Origin of the sequence: Grimontia indica, from assembly GCF_000333895.2 — a bacterium.
GTDB lineage: Bacteria > Pseudomonadota > Gammaproteobacteria > Enterobacterales > Vibrionaceae > Enterovibrio > Enterovibrio indicus.
In genome coordinates this window covers 1-17,208 of record NZ_ANFM02000021.1, presented here as the reverse complement: position 1 = coordinate 17,208, position 17,208 = coordinate 1, and the positions used below count along the sequence as shown (strand labels likewise).

The window sequence follows — 17,208 nt, the reverse complement described above, 5'->3', positions numbered from 1 at the left end:
TGTGTCCTCCCTTGATGACAAGAAGCCAGTAAGGTTTGACACAATCGACTAGAGTTGGGGTCCACAAAGTATTCCTACAGTAATAACAGGAAGCGCAGTATATTTCCGCGATGTGGAAATAGTCTAGTGAATAGTTTGATTATCCCCTGCAAACTTACTGAGACACTCGGCCTGCGGGATTTCCATGTTATCTGCAAATAAGCTGCAATGGCCGAAAATCACGATTAAAAACGGCGAGTTTGGCCACTTTGGGGCTTGCGGGCTGTTTTAAAAATCTTTGGTGAGTCGGGTTGCGTTATCGGCTTTAGCTCTCCAATTTGCCAGAAGCTTTCTTGCCAACAAAATACCCTACGCAGAAAACCGCAATAAAAACGATTGTCGCTAGTATGTAAGCCAGTGCTTCCGGAGCACCTAAACCGAAGGCGAAAGCAAAACTGATTCCTAGAAATGCTCCTTTTAGCCATTCTGTAGGGGGTGAGTTGGTGCTCATGCCGAGCATACCGATAAAAAGAAGAAGGGCGAGTAGGCCGACTTTCAGGCCGATAAGGGTGGAACGTTGCATACATGGCTCCCGTTAAAAAACGGGCGCCAGTATACGACAATTTATTCGGTTATAGGCACTGCGCAAGCTGGCCTTTTTTGGTGGAGGCCATCACGCAGCCGCGTTCGCTGTCCGAAGCAGCTTTACACTGGCTCATCAATTCGCCTGCAGAGGGTGCTAAGGCACCAAGAATTTTCTGAGCGTGGCTGACCACTTTGTTGCAGTCACTTTCTGCGACAGGATCGTAATCGGAACAGGCGGCAAGGCCGAAAACTGCGGTGGCTAGAAGTGTGGTTTTTATGGTGTTTTTTACGCTGAACATAAATCGCATCCCCTTTTTGCTGACAACTAAAAGGGTAGGAGAGCTTTCCTAACTTTGCGATATTGAAAGGTAACTGAGACAAAAAAGGACGCCAACGCGCCCTTTTACTTTTGTTAGTTACCTGTATCGGGTTCAGTCCCCAATAAAGCCACCGGTTTGATGCTGCCAGAGTTGTGCGTAGATGCCACCGCTGGAAATCAGCTCTTGGTGGGTGCCTTGCTCCACGATTTCGCCCTGATCAAGTACAATCAGTCTGTCCATCGCAGCGATGGTGGAAAGTCGGTGAGCAATGGCGATAACAGTTTTACCTTCCATTAATTGATAAAGACTTTCCTGAATTGCTGCTTCCACCTCCGAATCCAGCGCTGAAGTCGCTTCATCAAGAATCAGAATTGGCGCGTCTTTTAACAGAACACGGGAGATTGCCACACGCTGTCGTTGGCCGCCTGAGAGCTTCACACCGCGTTCACCTACCTGCGAATCGTAACCACGATTGCCATGTGGGTCGCTCAGGGTTTCGATGAAGTCGTGAGCTTGTGCTTTCTTCGCAGCGGCGAGCATCGCGTCTTCGCTGGCATTTGGGTCACCGTAAAGAATGTTCTCACGGATAGAACGGTGCAGCAGGGAAGTGTCTTGCGTCACCATGCCGATGTTGGCGCGTAATGAATCCTGTGTGACGGCAGAAATATTCTGTCCATCGATGCGAATTTCACCGCCCTCGACATCGTGAAAACGCATCAGCAGGTTCACTAAGGTTGATTTACCTGCGCCCGAACGACCAACCAGGCCGACTTTCTCACCCGGTTTGATATTGAGGTTTAGCTTTTCAATCACACCTTTGCCTTCGCCATAGTGGAAGCGCACATCGGTGAAGTTAATGGCACCTTGAGGCACTTCCAGTGCAGGTGCGTTTGGCTTGTCCAACACTTCGACAGGTTTAGAAAGCGTTGCCATGCCGTCGACCACGGTACCAATGTTTTCGAACAGCGAGCCGATTTCCCACATGATCCATTTCGACATGCTGTTGATACGCAAAGCTAGGCTGACCGCAATAGCAATCGCACCCACAGTGATTGCCGAGTCCAGCCATAGCCAGATTGACATGGCACTGATAGAGAACAACAGGGCGTAGTTGGCGATTTCTACCGAGATGTTAAAGCCAGTAGCCAGACGCATTTGACGGTAAACCGTATCCATAAACACGCCCATGCCTTCTTCGGCGTATTGGGTTTCACGATCTGTGTGTGAGAACAGTTTGACCGTGGCGATGTTGGTGTAGCTGTCGACGATGCGGCCTGTCATCAAAGAGCGGGCATCTGCCTGTTCGGTAGAAACCGCTTTCAGCTTAGGTACAAAGTAAATCTGTATGCCGATATATGCCATCAGCCAAACCAGCATCGGCAGCATGAGCCGAATGTCTGCTTGTCCGACGATAAATAGCATGGAGATGAAGTAGACAGCGATGTATACCGCGACATCCAGCAGCTTCATCACGGTTTCGCGAATCGATAGGGCAGTCTGCATCACCTTCGTGGCAATGCGACCTGCAAAATCGTTTTGGTAGAAGCCGATGCTTTGTTTCAGCAGGTAACGGTGCGCCATCCAGCGAATGGACATCGGGTAGTTGCCGAGTAGCGACTGGTGCAAAACAAGTGAGTGCACGGCAACGAGCACTGGCATACCGATCAGTATCAGCACCCCGATGGCAATCAGGGTATTACCTTCGTCGGCGAGAAAACTGGCCTTGTCTTGATTGGTCAGCCAGTCAACCAGTTGTCCCATAAAGCCAAACAGAGACACTTCCGCGATAGCAATCATCGCAGTCAGCACCGCCATGGTGATCAGCGGGCGTTCAAAGCCTTTGGTGTAGTGGCGACAAAAGGCGAGCAGGCCATTTGGTGGCTGTTCCGGCTGTTTAGGTGGAAAAGCCATTGTCATGCGTTCGAACAATTTATAAATCATGAATCCTTCCGGAGTAGGACGGTCGCGTTCAAAAACAGAAATGCAGTATGGAAAAAACTGATAATTAAATACTTTCCGGAGCTGGTTAACGCGAACCCAAATGAAAGACGGTGAGATTCTATCAGGTTTATCGCATTGAATAATGCCAATGTTTTCTACGGAACTGTTCAATTATTCTGAACAGACAGGCGTAGGGTCCTTTCGAGTGTGATGGCCAACAAAAAGCCGACTCAATTGAGTCGGCTTTGTCTAGTTTAGCTCGTTAAGTTAGTGGATTAACCACACACTTTGGTCCAGCTACCATCGCTACCTGGAACAGAGGCAGTCCACCAGTTTGCTTGGTAAACAACGCCGTCTTTCACGATTTTGTCACCGGCTGCAGCGTGGCTTGGGTTACCTGCCCAGTCAGTCTGAGGCATATCTGGGTAAACCACGATGCCAGTCGTGTCACAAGTACCCGTGCCACCACCATTGTCACCGCCGCCGTTACCACCGCCTGCAGACAGGTCTGCCAACGGCAGGTCGCTGTACTCAGATGCGAATGCGTAATCAACACCGTTGATGTTTACTGTGTAGTTCGCAGGACCAGAGATTGGCAGGTAGTACACGAAGTCAAGTTCGTACGTTGCACCTGGTGCCAGAGAATCCCACGTTGGTAGTGAGAACGCCAGACGGTGCATAGTACCTTCCAGTCCACCAATGTTGTTCGCTTTGGTGTGGCCAGAAGAAATAACATTCACTTTACCGCCATTCTGACTCTTCGCGTTGTCTGGTGCTGAAGTCGGAATGTCAAACTGGAACTCAGTACCGCCAGGCAGTTCTACGCTAGTGTTGTTAGTGAAAGTGATTTTCGGGTTGATTGGGTAGTTTTGGTCACCCACTTTGAAGCCACCTACGCTAACCGTAATATCAACCGCTTCGGTTGGCATTGCAGTTTCAGACAGTTTCGCACCGTAAGGTGTCGCTGCTGCAAACTTGTCGTAGATTGCTTTCGTCATGGTGTTACCCATGTGGAACTCACCGTTACCCGTTGCACAAGCATTTTCAGTTGGGTCTACAACGTCAGTACGGTTGCCGTTTGCATCCAGTTGGTAACAAGCGTAGTCACCCGCCAGTTCCCAGAACATGATGCCGCCGATACCTTTGTCGATAACGTAATCAGATTTCACTTTGATTGACGCTTCGTCTTCAGTAGACAGGAACACTTGCTTCTCAGCATTCCACAGCCATGGTGCAACAGCGACTGAGTCGTAGTTGCGCTGGTAAGTACCTTTCAACACGTCTTGTGGATCATTTACTGGGTCCAGTTTGTACGCAGATGCGTAGGTACCGAAGATACCATGCTCAAGGTTCTTCGCATGCCACATTGGGTTAGAACCTGCACCCATTTCGTTACCTTTCGGATCCGTATCGTGCCACATGTTGTCGATACCAATCGCGCCGTTACCACAGTTGTTCTTCTCACCTTCACCAGTGCCTGGTTGACATTCAGCTTGGTTAGGAAGTGCAGCTTTACCCCACAGACCGTTTTCACCGCCTGTTACGCCTTGCCAACCACGGGTGTAGTAAGGAACACCAATGTTGATACGGCCCGCTGGCATTGAGCCACGGAAGTAGTGGTATGCCCAGTCAGTGTTCAGGTAACCGATACCGCCGTACTGGCTGGTGCCGTATACGTTCCAAGCTGCCAGCTCAGAGTCTTTACCTGTGTCGAACAGTGCCGCATTATGACCAACGTGGTCATTCCAAGCACCGTGCAGGTCGTAAGTCATGATGTTCACGTAGTCGAGGTACTTAGTGACATCAAACGTTTCCATACCACGTAGCAGGTAACCAGAAGATGGTGCTGCGATGGTCAGCATGTAGTGGTGACCGTCTTGCTCAGAAGCGATATCGACTTTCTCACGAAGGACGCGCATCAGCTCTTGGTAAGAAGCCCACAGGTATGCACGACGTGGTTCCATGAAGTCTTTATCGTACGGGTTACCTGCACCTGCCATTGAGGTTGGGTATTCGTAGTCGATATCCAGACCATCGAACTTGTACTTACGCATCATTTCAACTGCAGAATCCGCAAACTTCTGGATACCAGCATGGTTGATTGAACCGTCAGCGTTGGTGGTCATGGTGTAGAAGCCGCCGTCTGCTACGCGGTTTCCGTCAAGGCCAAAGTGACCGCCGGTTTCCGCCCAACCACCGATAGAGATCAGTGTCTTAACGTCGTGCTTCGCTTTGTAAGTTGCCAGTGCACCGAAGTGGCCTTTAAAGCCCAGTGCAGGATCAACTTCTACGCCTGGCCATTCTTTACCTACCGCGGCGTTGTTTGGATCGTTCACATCACCGATGTTGACTTTGCCGTCAGCACCGATGCTGACGAACGCATAGTTGATGTGGGTAAGTTCTTCCCAAGGGATATCTTTAACAAGGTAAGCGGCTTGCGGGTCATCGCCTGCGCGCCAGCTGGTGAAGTAACCGATGATACGACGTGGGTGGTCGGCACCCATGTCTTCACGACCTTCTGCATCGTAGATCGTACAGTATGGAACGTTAACACCCGGGGTTTGGAACAGACCTTCTGGACGACAGTTAGATACTGTTGGCGTGCCCGCTACGGTAACAGTGACCTGTGCAGAATCGGTTGATGCGCCTTTGTCATCAGTCGCTTTTGCGTAGATAGAAACGTTGCCAGCTTTGCTTGCAGTCCAGTCCAGTGCGAATGGCGCTGCTGTTTTCGAACCAATCAGCTGACCCGCTGCATAGAAATCTACCTTTGTAACTGTGCCATCTGAGTCAGCTGCATCAGCGGTCAGTGTCACTACCGCGCCTTGATCAACTGCAGTTGCAGATGCCGCTACAGCGACGGTTGGTGGCTCATTAACCGGGTCAATAACGCCTGGCTGAACAGTGATGCTAAGAGCGGCTGTTTCAGTTACAGCGCCCTTGTCGTCAGTTGCTTTCACTGTGATCGTGTGAGGGCCTTCAGCAGCAGTCCAGTTCAGAGAATAAGGAGAAGTCGTATCTGAACCGACTGAAGCGCCATCAATGAAGAACTCTACTTTGCTGACAGTGCCATCTGAGTCCGCCGCTGTTGCACTTAGCGTGACAACGTCACCATCTTTAATGGTGTCAGTCGCAAGTGGAGAATCCAGAGAAACGGTTGGCGCTTCGTTTACAGGATCAACAACACCAGTGTCACATTGGTCTACAAATTTCCACTCTTTGTAATCGCCTGATGAGGTAGAAGGGTTGTTGCCTTTCGTCCACCAGTTAGCGGTGTAAACCTTGCTTTCGTGCTGAACAGTTGAACCGCCGCCATATGCTTTGTCTGCTGACCATTTTTCAATGTTGGTACAGTCAACAGCAGCTTGAGCATTGAAAGAAAACATACACGCTACGGCGATTGCCGAGAGCGCGAATCCTTTGCTCTTACCTGTCACATCCATTGGATATCCCTCGAAAATAAAATGTTATCTATTGATTTGTATGTTGTTAGCGCACTTAAATCGCGCAATAAATAAAGTAGAGGAGTTGCAAGAGTGAGACACCCCAGATTTCGTCAGATTTAGATCTCTAGTCAGTTCCTGAATTGAAAAGCTTTGCGCTCTTGGTAACGACTCACAGTTTCAATGGGTAAATTTTCACAGGCTGCATGAAATTTGTGCGGTGAATATGTGCTCAATAGCAAGGGTTGAATAGCCAATGTCAGATGGTAAATGTCGACAATAAATGTTTATATTTAGTTGCTGAATGTGTCTTAAATATTGCCGCTGTAAATATTGTCAACAATATTTATTTTTCTGAGATATGTGACGCGGAAGGAATGTTGATAGCTTTGGGATTGAACAGGGAAAGATGCGACTCAGTTTGAAGAGTGGCTGAGGGATATACAGGCTTAGTAATAAGTGGAAAAAAAGAAGGCCGCTTAATCCACGGCCTCTTTAAATGGTTGAGTGTTTAGCGAGCATTCACGAAGGTTTTGAAGCGTGCTTGTGTTTCTGCGTCCGCTTTATCAAACCAGTAGTGAAGCTGGTACTCCACTTCATTCAAAGCATCTTTCCCACCCACAACCACTCTTGCACGTGGTGTAGTAGTTGGTTGCGCGACAGGCTGAGCGACAACTTCTGATGCGCCTAACTGTAATGATGCAGGGGCGTCTGTTTGGTTGAAGCGCTGCATTTCAGAAAGATAATCACGGCTCAACTGGAAGCCTGATTTCAACAGTTTGTTCTGTTCAAATAGAATGGTGTTCTGGCTTCCATCCAGAATCTTAAATTCAGGGCTATCATTGAATTGACGCACCTGACGTTTGTTTTTGTGCTCTGGGAAATCGAAGAAAATCTCGGTGTCTTGTGCTTCAAATTTAACAACCAACACGTCAGAGCGAACAAAAGTGACGTCTTTTCCTTCTTCGAAGCTTTCAACATAGCGAAAAGCTAATTGCTGGGTACCATCAGCCAAAACAACAGGTTCTTCTTTGCTGAACATCGAAGATTGGTGAGCTTGGCCGTTGTAGGCAAGCAACTCGATATTGTCGTTAAGGTGAAGCGTCACATCAGCGTGCGCGCCAAATGAAAGCAATGCGGTCAACACTGACGCAAAGGCGAATTTTCTTTTCATTGTGTTCCCCAAAAATAGGTATTGTGCAGCCCGTAAATACATTGGCTTCGGGCTGCTGTTATATTATTTAACGTGGCAAGCGAAACCTTTCAGGTAGAAACCTTCTGGGTAGCCGCTATCAATTGGGTGGTCAGCAGCTTGCTCAAAACGCTCGATAAATTGAACGCTGCGGTGGGCATCCAGTGCTGCATCGGCAATGATCTTCTGGAACAGCGCGTTATCCATCAGACCTGAGCAAGAATATGTCAGCAGCGTGCCGCCTGGTTTTAGTATCTGCATAGCCAACATGTTGATGTCTTTGTAGCCACGACATGCACCTGTCAGTTGCGCTTTAGATTCTGCAAACTTAGGTGGGTCCATAATGACCACATCAAATAGTTCGCCGGCATCACGGTATTCGCGCAGTAGCTTAAAGACGTCTGCATTGACGAATTGTGCTTTCGAGAGGTCATAACCGTTCATCTCGGCATTAGACTTTGCGATATCGAGAGCAGGCTGCGAAACATCGACGTTGATGACTTCCGCTGCATTGCCTTTCAGCGAGTACAGGCCAAATCCGCCTGTGTAGCAGAAGCAGTTCAAAACACGCTTGCCGTTAACGTATTTGACGGCCGCTTCACGGCTGTCGCGTTGGTCCAGATAGAATCCAGTTTTGTGGCCGCCAGTGATGTCGACACTGATTTTTACGCCGTTCTCTTCAATGACTACGGATGCTGGTGGCATATCACCATGAAGAACGCCTGTGCGCTCTTTCAAGCCTTCTTTCTTACGCACTGATACATCTGAACGCTCGTAAATGCTGCACTCTGGATATTGTGCAATAAGCGCTTCCACCAGGTTGTCTTTCTGTGCTTCCGCGCCAGCACTTAAAAGCTGACAAACCAAGAAGTTCTCATAGCGATCGATGGTAATACCAGGTAAACCATCAGACTCCGCGGCAATCAGGCGGTAACCAGTCAGGCCATCACGGGCAGCTAGAACATCACGAAGACCTTGCGCTTCCTGAAGGCGTTTTTTAAAGAACTCAACATTGACTTCTTCTTTTTCGAATGTCCAAACACGGACACGAATTTGGGAATTAGGAGAAAACGCACCGCGGGCCAGCCATTGGCCCTGATGATCATATACATCCACTGTCTGACCGAGGGAAGGTTTACCTTCGACGCGTTGAATACCACGGGAGAACACCCATGGGTGGCGACGGCGCAGTGATTTTTCACGGCCTTTAACCAGATAAACAGACGGATTCATTGGTTTTTCCTAACTTCAATGTGGGGATACTGGGAGGGTTGAACCCAGTAACCAGTAAAAGGTGCTGTATTGTCAGAGAAGCTCGCCAATAATGCAAACGGCCGCACAATGGGCGGCCGTTTTTTCATCAAATCGGCGATTATTCTGTACGAAGGCCTTTCACCAGATCTGTAAGACTGGACGATTGTTTTTGCAGATTCGTGACATCTTGAGATGTTTGTTGAATCATTTCGCTCACCTGCCATGCCTGTTGGCGTACGCGCTCAACATCTGATGAAATCGTACCTGCTACGCTGCCTTGTTGGTTCGCAGCCGTGGCGATTTCTGTGCTGCGGTCAGTGATACGCTGACTGCGCTCAGAAATAGAGCTGATTTCCAGATCGATGTTTTGCATCAAGCTTTCACTCGCTGCTGCGTTATCAACGGTGCCTTGCATCACGCCACGCAGATGTGCGGTGTTGTTCTCCAGATCCTGAATCATGCGTTGGATTTCAACCGTCGTCTGCTGTGTGCGTCCAGCCAGAGAGCGCACTTCATCTGCAACAACAGCAAAGCCACGGCCTTGTTCGCCTGCGCGTGCCGCTTCAATCGCTGCGTTCAGTGCCAGCAGGTTGGTCTGCTCTGAAATCGCACTGATGGTTGCAACCATGCTGCCGATTTCATTCGAATTCTGTTCCAATGAAGCCACTGCTTGCGACGCGGCTTCAATTTCAGATGCCAGAGCTTGAATTGCCTGCAGAGTTTGGGTCACCTGAGTACGGCTTTGTTGGGAAGCTACACCTGCCTCAGAAATTTCGTCTGATGTTTGTTCTGCATGAGAGGCAACATCACGGATCGAACCTGCCATTTCTTCGGTCGCACTGGCCAGAGAATCAAGGTAAGTACGTTGCTCTGTTGAGAGGTTCTCACTGTCTGCGCTGCGGCGGCCCAGATCAGCTGACAGCTCCTCCATCAGCTGCGAAGCGCTCTTGATGGCTTTTACCAAACCATGTTCGCGGTCAGCGACATTGTCGACCGTGGTGGCGATGATGCTAAATTCATCGCGAACAGGGAAGAAGTCCATACGACTGGTGAGGTCGCCGTCAAGCATGCGCTGCAGAGCATGGTTCATGGTATACATGGCACCGCCAATAAAGCTCGACACGTAATGCAACGCCATCAAACCCAGAACAAACAACACAACCATCAATACCCAAGACGTTGCGCTGATTTGTGCCCTAAAACTGATGGTATCGGTTGGTGCATAGGATGCAGCAGCACCGTATGCGGAAGTTTGTTTAATACCGTTTTGAGCCAGCACACTTGCGGCTTCGGTGGCACTGATGTCGTAGTGAGACAACACTGCCGTCAGCGCTGCACTATGTTTTTCTTGTACCTGCGCAACTTGGGCTTCAGAAGCAGAGTAGAAAATTGAACCCGTTGCGACAGCAAGAGCAACAATGAAAACATAAAGTGCGTAGAATTTTTCTTTTAGACTGAGTTTGATAAGAAACTGGTCAACCCAGCGGAATGGAGTTTCTTTCATGGTGTGAGCTCCTCCAATAAATGTGAGCACATGCATATATACCGTATGGCATATTACACCGTTACATATGCATAACACTAATATAGGGATAGTGATAGATGTCACATATATGCGTCAAAGCTGTCGTTTCTGGTAAAGTTCAAGGTGTTGGGTTCAGGTTTCACACGGCTCATGAAGGCTTAAAGTTATCGCTGAGTGGTTATGCACGAAATGAGTCTGATGGAACAGTGACCGTTTTAATGTGTGGTGACGAGAAGAATGTTGAGGCACTGCTGGCGTGGTTGGACAAAGGACCACCAACGGCGAATGTTACTGGGCTGATTCACGAACATGTCGATTGGCAGGCAATTGATGGCTTTTCTATTCAGTAGCCATACGAAAAGAGGAGCCATCAGGCTCCGCTTTTAAATGCACTTCACTGGCTTTGGCAAACCTGCGAGTTTGGTCGCTTGCTTTGCCGGGCCTTTAGGAAACAGCTTATACAGGTAGCGGCTGTTGCCTTTATCTGGACCATACTTTTGTTCCATCGACTTGACCAGCAGGCGAATAGCAGGGGAGGTGTTGAACTCTTTGTAAAAGTCCTGCACGAAATAAACCACTTCCCAATGCGCCTCAGTCAATTCGATGTTTTCCTGTTCAGCCAGCATCGGAACTAATTCTTCATGCCAATCGGCAAAATTTTTCAGATAACCCTGTGCATCGGTTTCGATTTGCTTACTGTTTAATTCCAACATGGATAACCTCGTACTTCGAACGCGCAAAGGATAATACCTAAACCGTTACAAAAAAAGGCTGAAACAAAAAAGCTCCCGAAGGAGCTTTTTATCATCAAGCTGTTCGATTAATCATCGCCACCGAAAATGCCAAGCAGTTGCAGCAGGCTCAGGAACAGGTTGTAGATAGACACGTACAGGCTGATGGTCGCTGAGATGTAGTTAGTTTCACCGCCGCGAACAATTGACTGAGTAGTCAGCAGAATAACGCCTGTTGAGAACAGTACGAAGATACCGCTGATTGCTACTGACAGCATTGGCATTTGCAGGAAGATGTTAGCAATCATACCTACTACCAGCACAACAAAACCGGCCAACAGCATGCCGTTCAGGAACGACAGGTCACGTTTAGTGGTCAGTGCGTACGCTGAACACGCCATAAAGGTCAGTGCTGTGCCACCAAGTGCGGGAGCAATCGCCCAGCCCATGCCAGCGCCTACGTACATGTTCAGGATAGGGCCAAGGGTGTAACCAGTAAAACCTGTAAACAGGAAGGTAAACACCAAACCCATCGAGTTGTTCTTGTTCTTTTCAGTCAAGAACAGCAGACCGTAGAAACCAACCAGTGTGATGATGATGCCAGGGTAAGGCAGGTTCGCAGCCATTGATACGCCGGCTACAACAGCCGCCCATACCAGAGTCAGTGACAACAGAAAGTAGGTGTTACGCAGTACTTTGTTTGTCGCCAATACACTCTCTTGTGTTTGACTGGCTGAAACAAAACGTTCGTTCATAGGTTTCTCCCAATGGGGTACATATTTTGTTTATTACGACATTAATGGCGTCTTCGGCTTAATTTTTCAAGTCGCAATTGTCGCACAAGTGATAATAATGCGGCTTAGCCTCTGAAAATACTAATATATCGTGCCACACGGTCGTATTCGAGTTTGTAAATGGATGTTAATAAGCCGCTACACTCAGTAAGTGTAGCGGCTTTTTATTAACAATTAGTGATGCAGGATTTGGCTGAGGAAGAGCTGAGTGCGGTCAGACTGTGGATTGTTGAAGAATTCCTCTGGAACATTTTCTTCAATAATTTCACCGGCATCCATGAAGATAACGCGGTCTGCCACTTCTTTCGCAAAGCCCATTTCGTGCGTCACACACAGCATGGTCATGCCTTCTTCTGCCAGTTCAACCATAACATCGAGTACCTCACGAACCATTTCTGGGTCGAGTGCCGACGTTGGCTCGTCAAACAGCATGACGTTAGGGTTCATGCACAATGAACGGGCAATCGCTACACGCTGCTGCTGACCACCAGACAATTGACCTGGGTACTTGTCAGCCTGCTCCGGGATTTTCACACGCTCGAGATACTTCATGGCGATCGCTTCTGCTTCGTCTTTCGGCATCTTCTTCACCCAAATAGGGGCAAGGGTGCAGTTTTCCAGAACAGTAAGGTGCGGAAAGAGGTTGAAGTGTTGGAAACACATTCCGACTTCTTTACGCACTGCTTCGATGTTTTTTAAATCGTCCGTCAATTCGGTGCCTGCAACAACGATCGAGCCTTGTTGATGCTCTTCAAGACGGTTGATGCAGCGAATCATGGTTGATTTGCCTGAACCTGAAGGGCCACAAATAACTATTTTCTCGCCTTTCGCGACCGACAGGTTGATGTTTTTCAGTACATGAAACTGACCGTACCATTTGTTCATATCGGTCAGTTTGATAACAGGGGCGTCTTGTTGACTCATAAATACAATCCTTGTTCTTTATCGCTTGTGACCGGTATGAAGCTTGTTTTCCAGATAGATACTGTAGCGGGACATGCCGAAACAGAAGATCCAGAAAACGAGAGCAACGAACACGTAGCTTTCTGTTGCGAAACCGAGCCAGTTCGGGTCGGTATTCGCGGCCTGGCCGATACCTAGTACATCAAACATACCGATAATCAGAACCAGACTGGTGTCTTTAAACAGACCGATAAAGGTATTTACGATGGATGGAATCGTGATTTTGAGCGCCTGAGGAAGGATGATGAGATTCATCTTCTTCCAGTATGTGAGTCCCAGGGCGTCAGCAGCTTCATACTGGCCTTTTGGAATTGCCTGAAGGCCACCACGTACCACCTCTGCCATGTATGCCGAAGCAAACATGACCACACCAATCAGTGCGCGCACTAACTTGTTGGTTTCCGATTCACCCGACATGAACAATGGCAGCATCACCGACGCCATAAACAGAACGGTGATCAGTGGAACACCACGCCATACCTCGATGTACACGGTAGAAAGGCTTCGGATGATAGGCATTTCTGAGCGTCGGCCCAGTGCCAGCACAATACCGATAGGTAGTGAAATCACGATACCCACGATGGCGATGATCATAGTGATCAACAAGCCACCCCAAAGGTGCGTTTCCACTTTAGGCAGACCAGCAACATCTCCAAACAGCAGGAAGACTGCCATAATGGGGAATGCCACCAAGAACAAGAGCAGAATCCAACCGCGCTTCGGTGTCTTTTCATAGACTAGCAGTGCTGTGAAAATTGCCAGAATCGCGTAAAAGAGTTTAGGGCGCCAGAGCTCTTCGCTTGGATAGAATCCAAACATGAATTGCTCAAAGCGAACATTGATGAATACCCAACAAGCACCGTCGCTTGTGCAGTCTTCACGTGTTGTTCCCACCCAGTCAGAATTCAAAAACGCCCAATCAAACACAGACCAGAGTGCCATCAGGGCGATATAAGCCAGGATGACAGTCATGACCGAATTAAGTGGTGTTGAGAACAGATTCTTTCTCAGCCAACCCACTGCACCTACCGTGTTTGGTGGTGGTGGCAGATCAGGTTGAAACTCATGTTTTCTTGTCATGGGTTACCTCTCAACCAGTGCCATCTTGGCGTTGTATATGTTCATCAGCAGGGACGTTAATAAGCTGAGAGTCAAGTAAACTCCCATCGTCATTGCGATAATTTCGATAGCCTGACCCGTTTGGTTCAAGGTTGTACCGGCAAAAACTGACACCAGATCCGGATAACCAATGGCCATCGCGAGTGAAGAGTTCTTTGTCAGGTTCAGGTATTGGCTGGTCAGAGGGGGGATGATGATACGCATTGCTTGCGGGATAATAACTAATCGCAGTGTTTTACCGCGCGGTAAGCCCAATGCCATCGCAGCTTCTGTTTGTCCATGGCTCACAGCATTAATGCCGGAGCGCACGATCTCTGCAATAAAAGAGGCCGTGTAAATAGACAATGCGAGTGTTAACGCCGCCAATTCTGGGATGATGGAAATCCCCCCGCGGAAGTTAAACCCTTTCAGCTCTGGGTATTCCAGTGACACTGGCATGCCCGCAACGAAGAACGCTATCAGCGGTAATCCGATGATGGCTGCCAATGAAATGGTAAATACCGGCGTTTGTTCACCTGTTGTTTCCTGTTTGCGTTTCGCCCATTTGGCCAGCACAAAGCTGAAAACCAGCGCAGCAGCTAACGCAACAAAGATGATGGTGGAACCTTCCTCAAAGACGGGACGGGTAAAGAACATACCTCGCACGTTAAGGAAGAAAGATTCACCAATACTGATACTTTCTCTTGGGGAAGGCAGAGCTTGAAGAACCGCGAAATACCAGAAGAAAATTTGCAGAAGTAGCGGGATATTTCGGAAGATTTCAATATATACCGCTGCAAAACGGCTTAGCAGCCAGTTGTTCGATAGTCTCGCAATACCCATCAGAAACCCGATGATAGTTGCGAAGACGATACCGAGTACGGAGACCAACGCGGTATTTAACAGGCCAATAAAAAAGGTTCGGCCGTAAGAGTACGTTTCATCGTACTCAATCAGCGTCAAACCAATCCCAAATCCCGCTTCCTGTGTTAAAAAGCCAAAACCGGTCGCAATACCACGGGACTCAAGGTTAGTCAGGGCATTGTTCACGATGGTGTAGACAAAAAACACCAGCGCAATAATAGCTACGGCTTGGAAAACAACAGAGCGAAACGTTGGATTGTAAATGATGCTTTGCTTCTTCTCTGGACGAGCGACCGATCCAGAGTTCAGCGCATTATCTTTAGATGCCATACATCTGCACCTCTATCCTTATACGTTAATTATGGGGCACAGAAAACTGTGCCCCAGCATACGTTTATAAAACGAACGACTTATTAGCGGATAGGTGGCGCATACAGGATGCCGCCGTCAGTCCATAGCGCATTCACACCACGTGAAATTTGCAGTGGAGAGTCTGAGCCTACAGTGCGCTGGAAGCTCTCGTCGTAGTTACCCACTTGTTTGATAACCTGATAACCCCAGTCATCATTCAAGCCAAGGCCTTTACCTTTAGGACCGTCTTGGCCCAGGATACGGCGGATGTTTGGATCTTTAGAGTTAACCATCTCGTCAACGTTTGCAGAAGTGATGTTGAACTCTTCACCATTGATCATGGTGTTCAGCGTCCACTTAGCAATGTTGAACCAGTTGTCATCGCCTTGACGAACAACAGGACCCAGTGGCTCTTTAGAGATGATTTCAGGCAGTACCACAGCACTGTCTGGATCTGCCAGTTTGATACGTGACGCATACAGGCCAGACTGGTCGGTCGTCAGCGTGTCACAGCGGCCAGATTCGAAGCCTTTAACGGTCGCATCGTACGTATCGTAAACCACTGGCTTGAAGGACATGCCGTTAGAGCGGAAGTAGTCAGACAGGTTCAGCTCTGTCGTTGTACCTGATTGAACACATACCGAAGCACCGTCAAGTTCCAGTGCGCTTTTCACGCCCAGATCTTTTTTCACCATGAAGCCTTGGCCGTCATAGTAGTTAACGCCAACGAAGTTCAGGCCCAGTGTGCCGTCACGTTGCAGTGTCCAAGTGGTGTTACGGGAAAGCACGTCGATTTCACCAGATTGCAGCGCGGTGAAACGCTCTTTCGCTGTCAGAGGAACGAATTTAACTTTGCTCTTATCACCAAGTACTGCGGCAGCCATGGCTTGACAGAACTCTACGTCAATACCTTCCCACTCACCGTTAGCGTTAGGGTTAGAGAAACCTGGAAGACCGGTGCTCACACCACAGCTGATAACACCTGCGTTCTTCACTTTCTCCAGAGTATTTTCACCTTGGGCAGAAGGAGCAGGAGCTTGTGCAGTACTCGCTTTTGCTTCAGACAGTTGCTTTTCTAAGGAAGCCACCTGCTTTTGAAGGTCGTCGATTTGCTTCTGACTTTCAGCGCTGTTACCACCGCTGTCACAGCCTGCAAGTAGTAGAGCTGAGAGCACTGCAAGCCCGAGTGTCGACTTTTTATTAACCATACCTATCAATCCTTTATTGGTTATTACTGGTTGTTACTCATGGACAAGGCTCATAAGAGGCAAGCAGCCTAAAAATGATGTGAACCTCGTAAAACCACTTAGAAGTTTTATTAACACAAAGTTAACAAAATTTAGTATAGGGGGAGAAAACATGGCTGCAAATTGAACAGGTTGGAGGTGTGATCTAGGCATTGATCTTCGAAGAAATGAGACATTTTTCAGGAGAAAATGTGAAGAAGTCTAACTCCTAACATGCTGTTTTTATGTAAATGAGAGGTAAAATTGTTTAACGAACAATCAACACGCAGCAACATCGCCATTACCTGATTGTTTTTTAGCGTTTAGTTTTGACTAGAATCCTGTCTCAAGTCTGATTAGATGTTTATGCATTTCCAAATTCAAGGCGCAGCTTGTTTAGAGATAACTGATTGAATATAGGTCAAGAGCTGGTGGTGATATGCGCATGATGGCGTAAATGTATGCATTCGAACCAAAATGCATAAATAATGGGTTTACACGATGCAATGTGCACATTAGTATACGCAGCACTTACGGAGAGATGGCTGAGTGGTTGAAAGCACCGGTCTTGAAAACCGGCATACGTTAATAGCGTATCTAGGGTTCAAATCCCTATCTCTCCGCCATATTAGAAAAGGCCGCTGAACTATCAGCGGCCTTTTTGCATTTTGAGCCTCGTAAGAGATAGGGTGCAGAACCCTAGACCCTGGGTTCAGCCGAGCGAAGCGAGACAACGTTGCCCGGCGAAGCCGAATAGGCAACGGCCCGCAGGGAAGGGCGCGAAGCGACCGCATAAATCCCTATCTCTCCGCCATATTAGAAAAGGCCGCTGAACTATCAGCGGCCTTTTTGCATTTTGAGCCTCGTAAGATATAGGGTGAAGAACCCTAGACTCTAAGTTCAGCCGAGCGAAGCGAGACAACGTTGCCCGGCGAAGCCGAA

14 protein-coding genes, 1 tRNA gene and 1 other RNA gene are annotated in these 17,208 nt (G+C 48.3%); 3 read left to right on the top strand and 13 right to left on the bottom strand.

The genetic code is table 11. The annotated features are described in order from the left end of the window. Positions 1 to 304: 304 nt before the first annotated feature. The 7 genes from D515_RS12815 to D515_RS12785 form a co-directional block, all read right to left on the bottom strand. On the bottom strand, positions 305 to 562 hold the full coding sequence (locus D515_RS12815) for a hypothetical protein (protein ID WP_002539056.1): 258 nt from the start codon (positions 560 to 562) through the stop codon (positions 305 to 307). Between the two features lie 49 nt (positions 563 to 611). Further along, positions 612 to 863, bottom strand: a complete 252-nt coding sequence (locus D515_RS12810) for a hypothetical protein (protein WP_002539055.1) — start codon at positions 861 to 863, stop codon at positions 612 to 614. A gap of 132 nt (positions 864 to 995) precedes the next feature. Continuing rightward, positions 996 to 2,825 (bottom strand): ABC transporter ATP-binding protein, encoded by a 1,830-nt coding sequence (locus D515_RS12805; RefSeq protein WP_002539054.1) that lies wholly within the window; start codon positions 2,823 to 2,825, stop codon positions 996 to 998. A gap of 275 nt (positions 2,826 to 3,100) precedes the next feature. After that, a complete protein-coding gene (locus tag D515_RS12800) occupies positions 3,101 to 6,211 on the bottom strand; it encodes a chitinase C-terminal domain-containing protein (protein ID WP_420835372.1) in 3,111 nt (1,036 codons plus the stop codon). Positions 6,212 to 6,779: 568 nt separating this feature from the next. Next, entirely contained in the window at positions 6,780 to 7,442 is a 663-nt protein-coding gene (locus tag D515_RS12795) for a YccT family protein (protein ID WP_002539052.1), read from the bottom strand. Between the two features lie 63 nt (positions 7,443 to 7,505). Next, the gene (locus D515_RS12790; protein ID WP_002539051.1) at positions 7,506 to 8,693 is read right to left on the bottom strand and encodes a class I SAM-dependent methyltransferase; all 1,188 of its coding nucleotides are present in this window, start codon (positions 8,691 to 8,693) and stop codon (positions 7,506 to 7,508) included. 139 nt (positions 8,694 to 8,832) lie between these two features. Next, the gene (locus D515_RS12785) at positions 8,833 to 10,218 is read right to left on the bottom strand and encodes a methyl-accepting chemotaxis protein (protein WP_002539050.1); all 1,386 of its coding nucleotides are present in this window, start codon (positions 10,216 to 10,218) and stop codon (positions 8,833 to 8,835) included. 98 nt (positions 10,219 to 10,316) lie between these two features. Between D515_RS12785 and yccX the strand changes: the two genes are divergently transcribed. Then, entirely contained in the window at positions 10,317 to 10,589 is a 273-nt protein-coding gene (gene yccX, locus D515_RS12780) for an acylphosphatase (RefSeq protein ID WP_039850065.1), read from the top strand. A 33-nt stretch (positions 10,590 to 10,622) separates the two neighbouring features. Here the strand turns inward: yccX and D515_RS12775 are convergent, their stop codons facing one another. The 6 genes from D515_RS12775 to D515_RS12750 all read right to left on the bottom strand — a co-directional run bounded on the left by D515_RS12775 (position 10,623) and on the right by D515_RS12750 (position 16,248). After that, a complete protein-coding gene (locus D515_RS12775) occupies positions 10,623 to 10,952 on the bottom strand; it encodes a TusE/DsrC/DsvC family sulfur relay protein (RefSeq protein WP_002539048.1) in 330 nt (109 codons plus the stop codon). A gap of 107 nt (positions 10,953 to 11,059) precedes the next feature. Further along, positions 11,060 to 11,725, bottom strand: coding sequence for a Bax inhibitor-1/YccA family protein (locus tag D515_RS12770; protein ID WP_002539047.1), 666 nt, complete (start codon positions 11,723 to 11,725; stop codon positions 11,060 to 11,062). A 213-nt stretch (positions 11,726 to 11,938) separates the two neighbouring features. Then, positions 11,939 to 12,688 carry an amino acid ABC transporter ATP-binding protein gene (locus D515_RS12765; RefSeq protein ID WP_002539046.1) on the bottom strand — a complete coding sequence of 250 codons (750 nt, stop codon included), beginning with the start codon at positions 12,686 to 12,688 and terminating at the stop codon, positions 11,939 to 11,941. Positions 12,689 to 12,706: 18 nt separating this feature from the next. Next, a complete protein-coding gene (locus tag D515_RS12760; protein WP_002539045.1) occupies positions 12,707 to 13,807 on the bottom strand; it encodes an amino acid ABC transporter permease in 1,101 nt (366 codons plus the stop codon). 3 nt (positions 13,808 to 13,810) lie between these two features. Further along, entirely contained in the window at positions 13,811 to 15,019 is a 1,209-nt protein-coding gene (locus D515_RS12755) for an amino acid ABC transporter permease (RefSeq protein ID WP_002539044.1), read from the bottom strand. An 83-nt stretch (positions 15,020 to 15,102) separates the two neighbouring features. Continuing rightward, positions 15,103 to 16,248: an amino acid ABC transporter substrate-binding protein gene (locus D515_RS12750; RefSeq protein ID WP_002539042.1), complete on the bottom strand. Its 1,146-nt coding sequence runs from the start codon at positions 16,246 to 16,248 to the stop codon at positions 15,103 to 15,105. Positions 16,249 to 16,801: 553 nt separating this feature from the next. Between D515_RS12750 and D515_RS12745 the strand changes: the two genes are divergently transcribed. Both D515_RS12745 and D515_RS25315 read left to right on the top strand, forming a co-directional pair. After that, positions 16,802 to 16,892: transfer RNA gene (locus D515_RS12745), tRNA-Ser, on the top strand. Between the two features lie 43 nt (positions 16,893 to 16,935). Next, positions 16,936 to 17,080: non-coding RNA, RtT sRNA (locus D515_RS25315), on the top strand. The last annotated feature ends 128 nt before the right edge of the window (positions 17,081 to 17,208 follow it).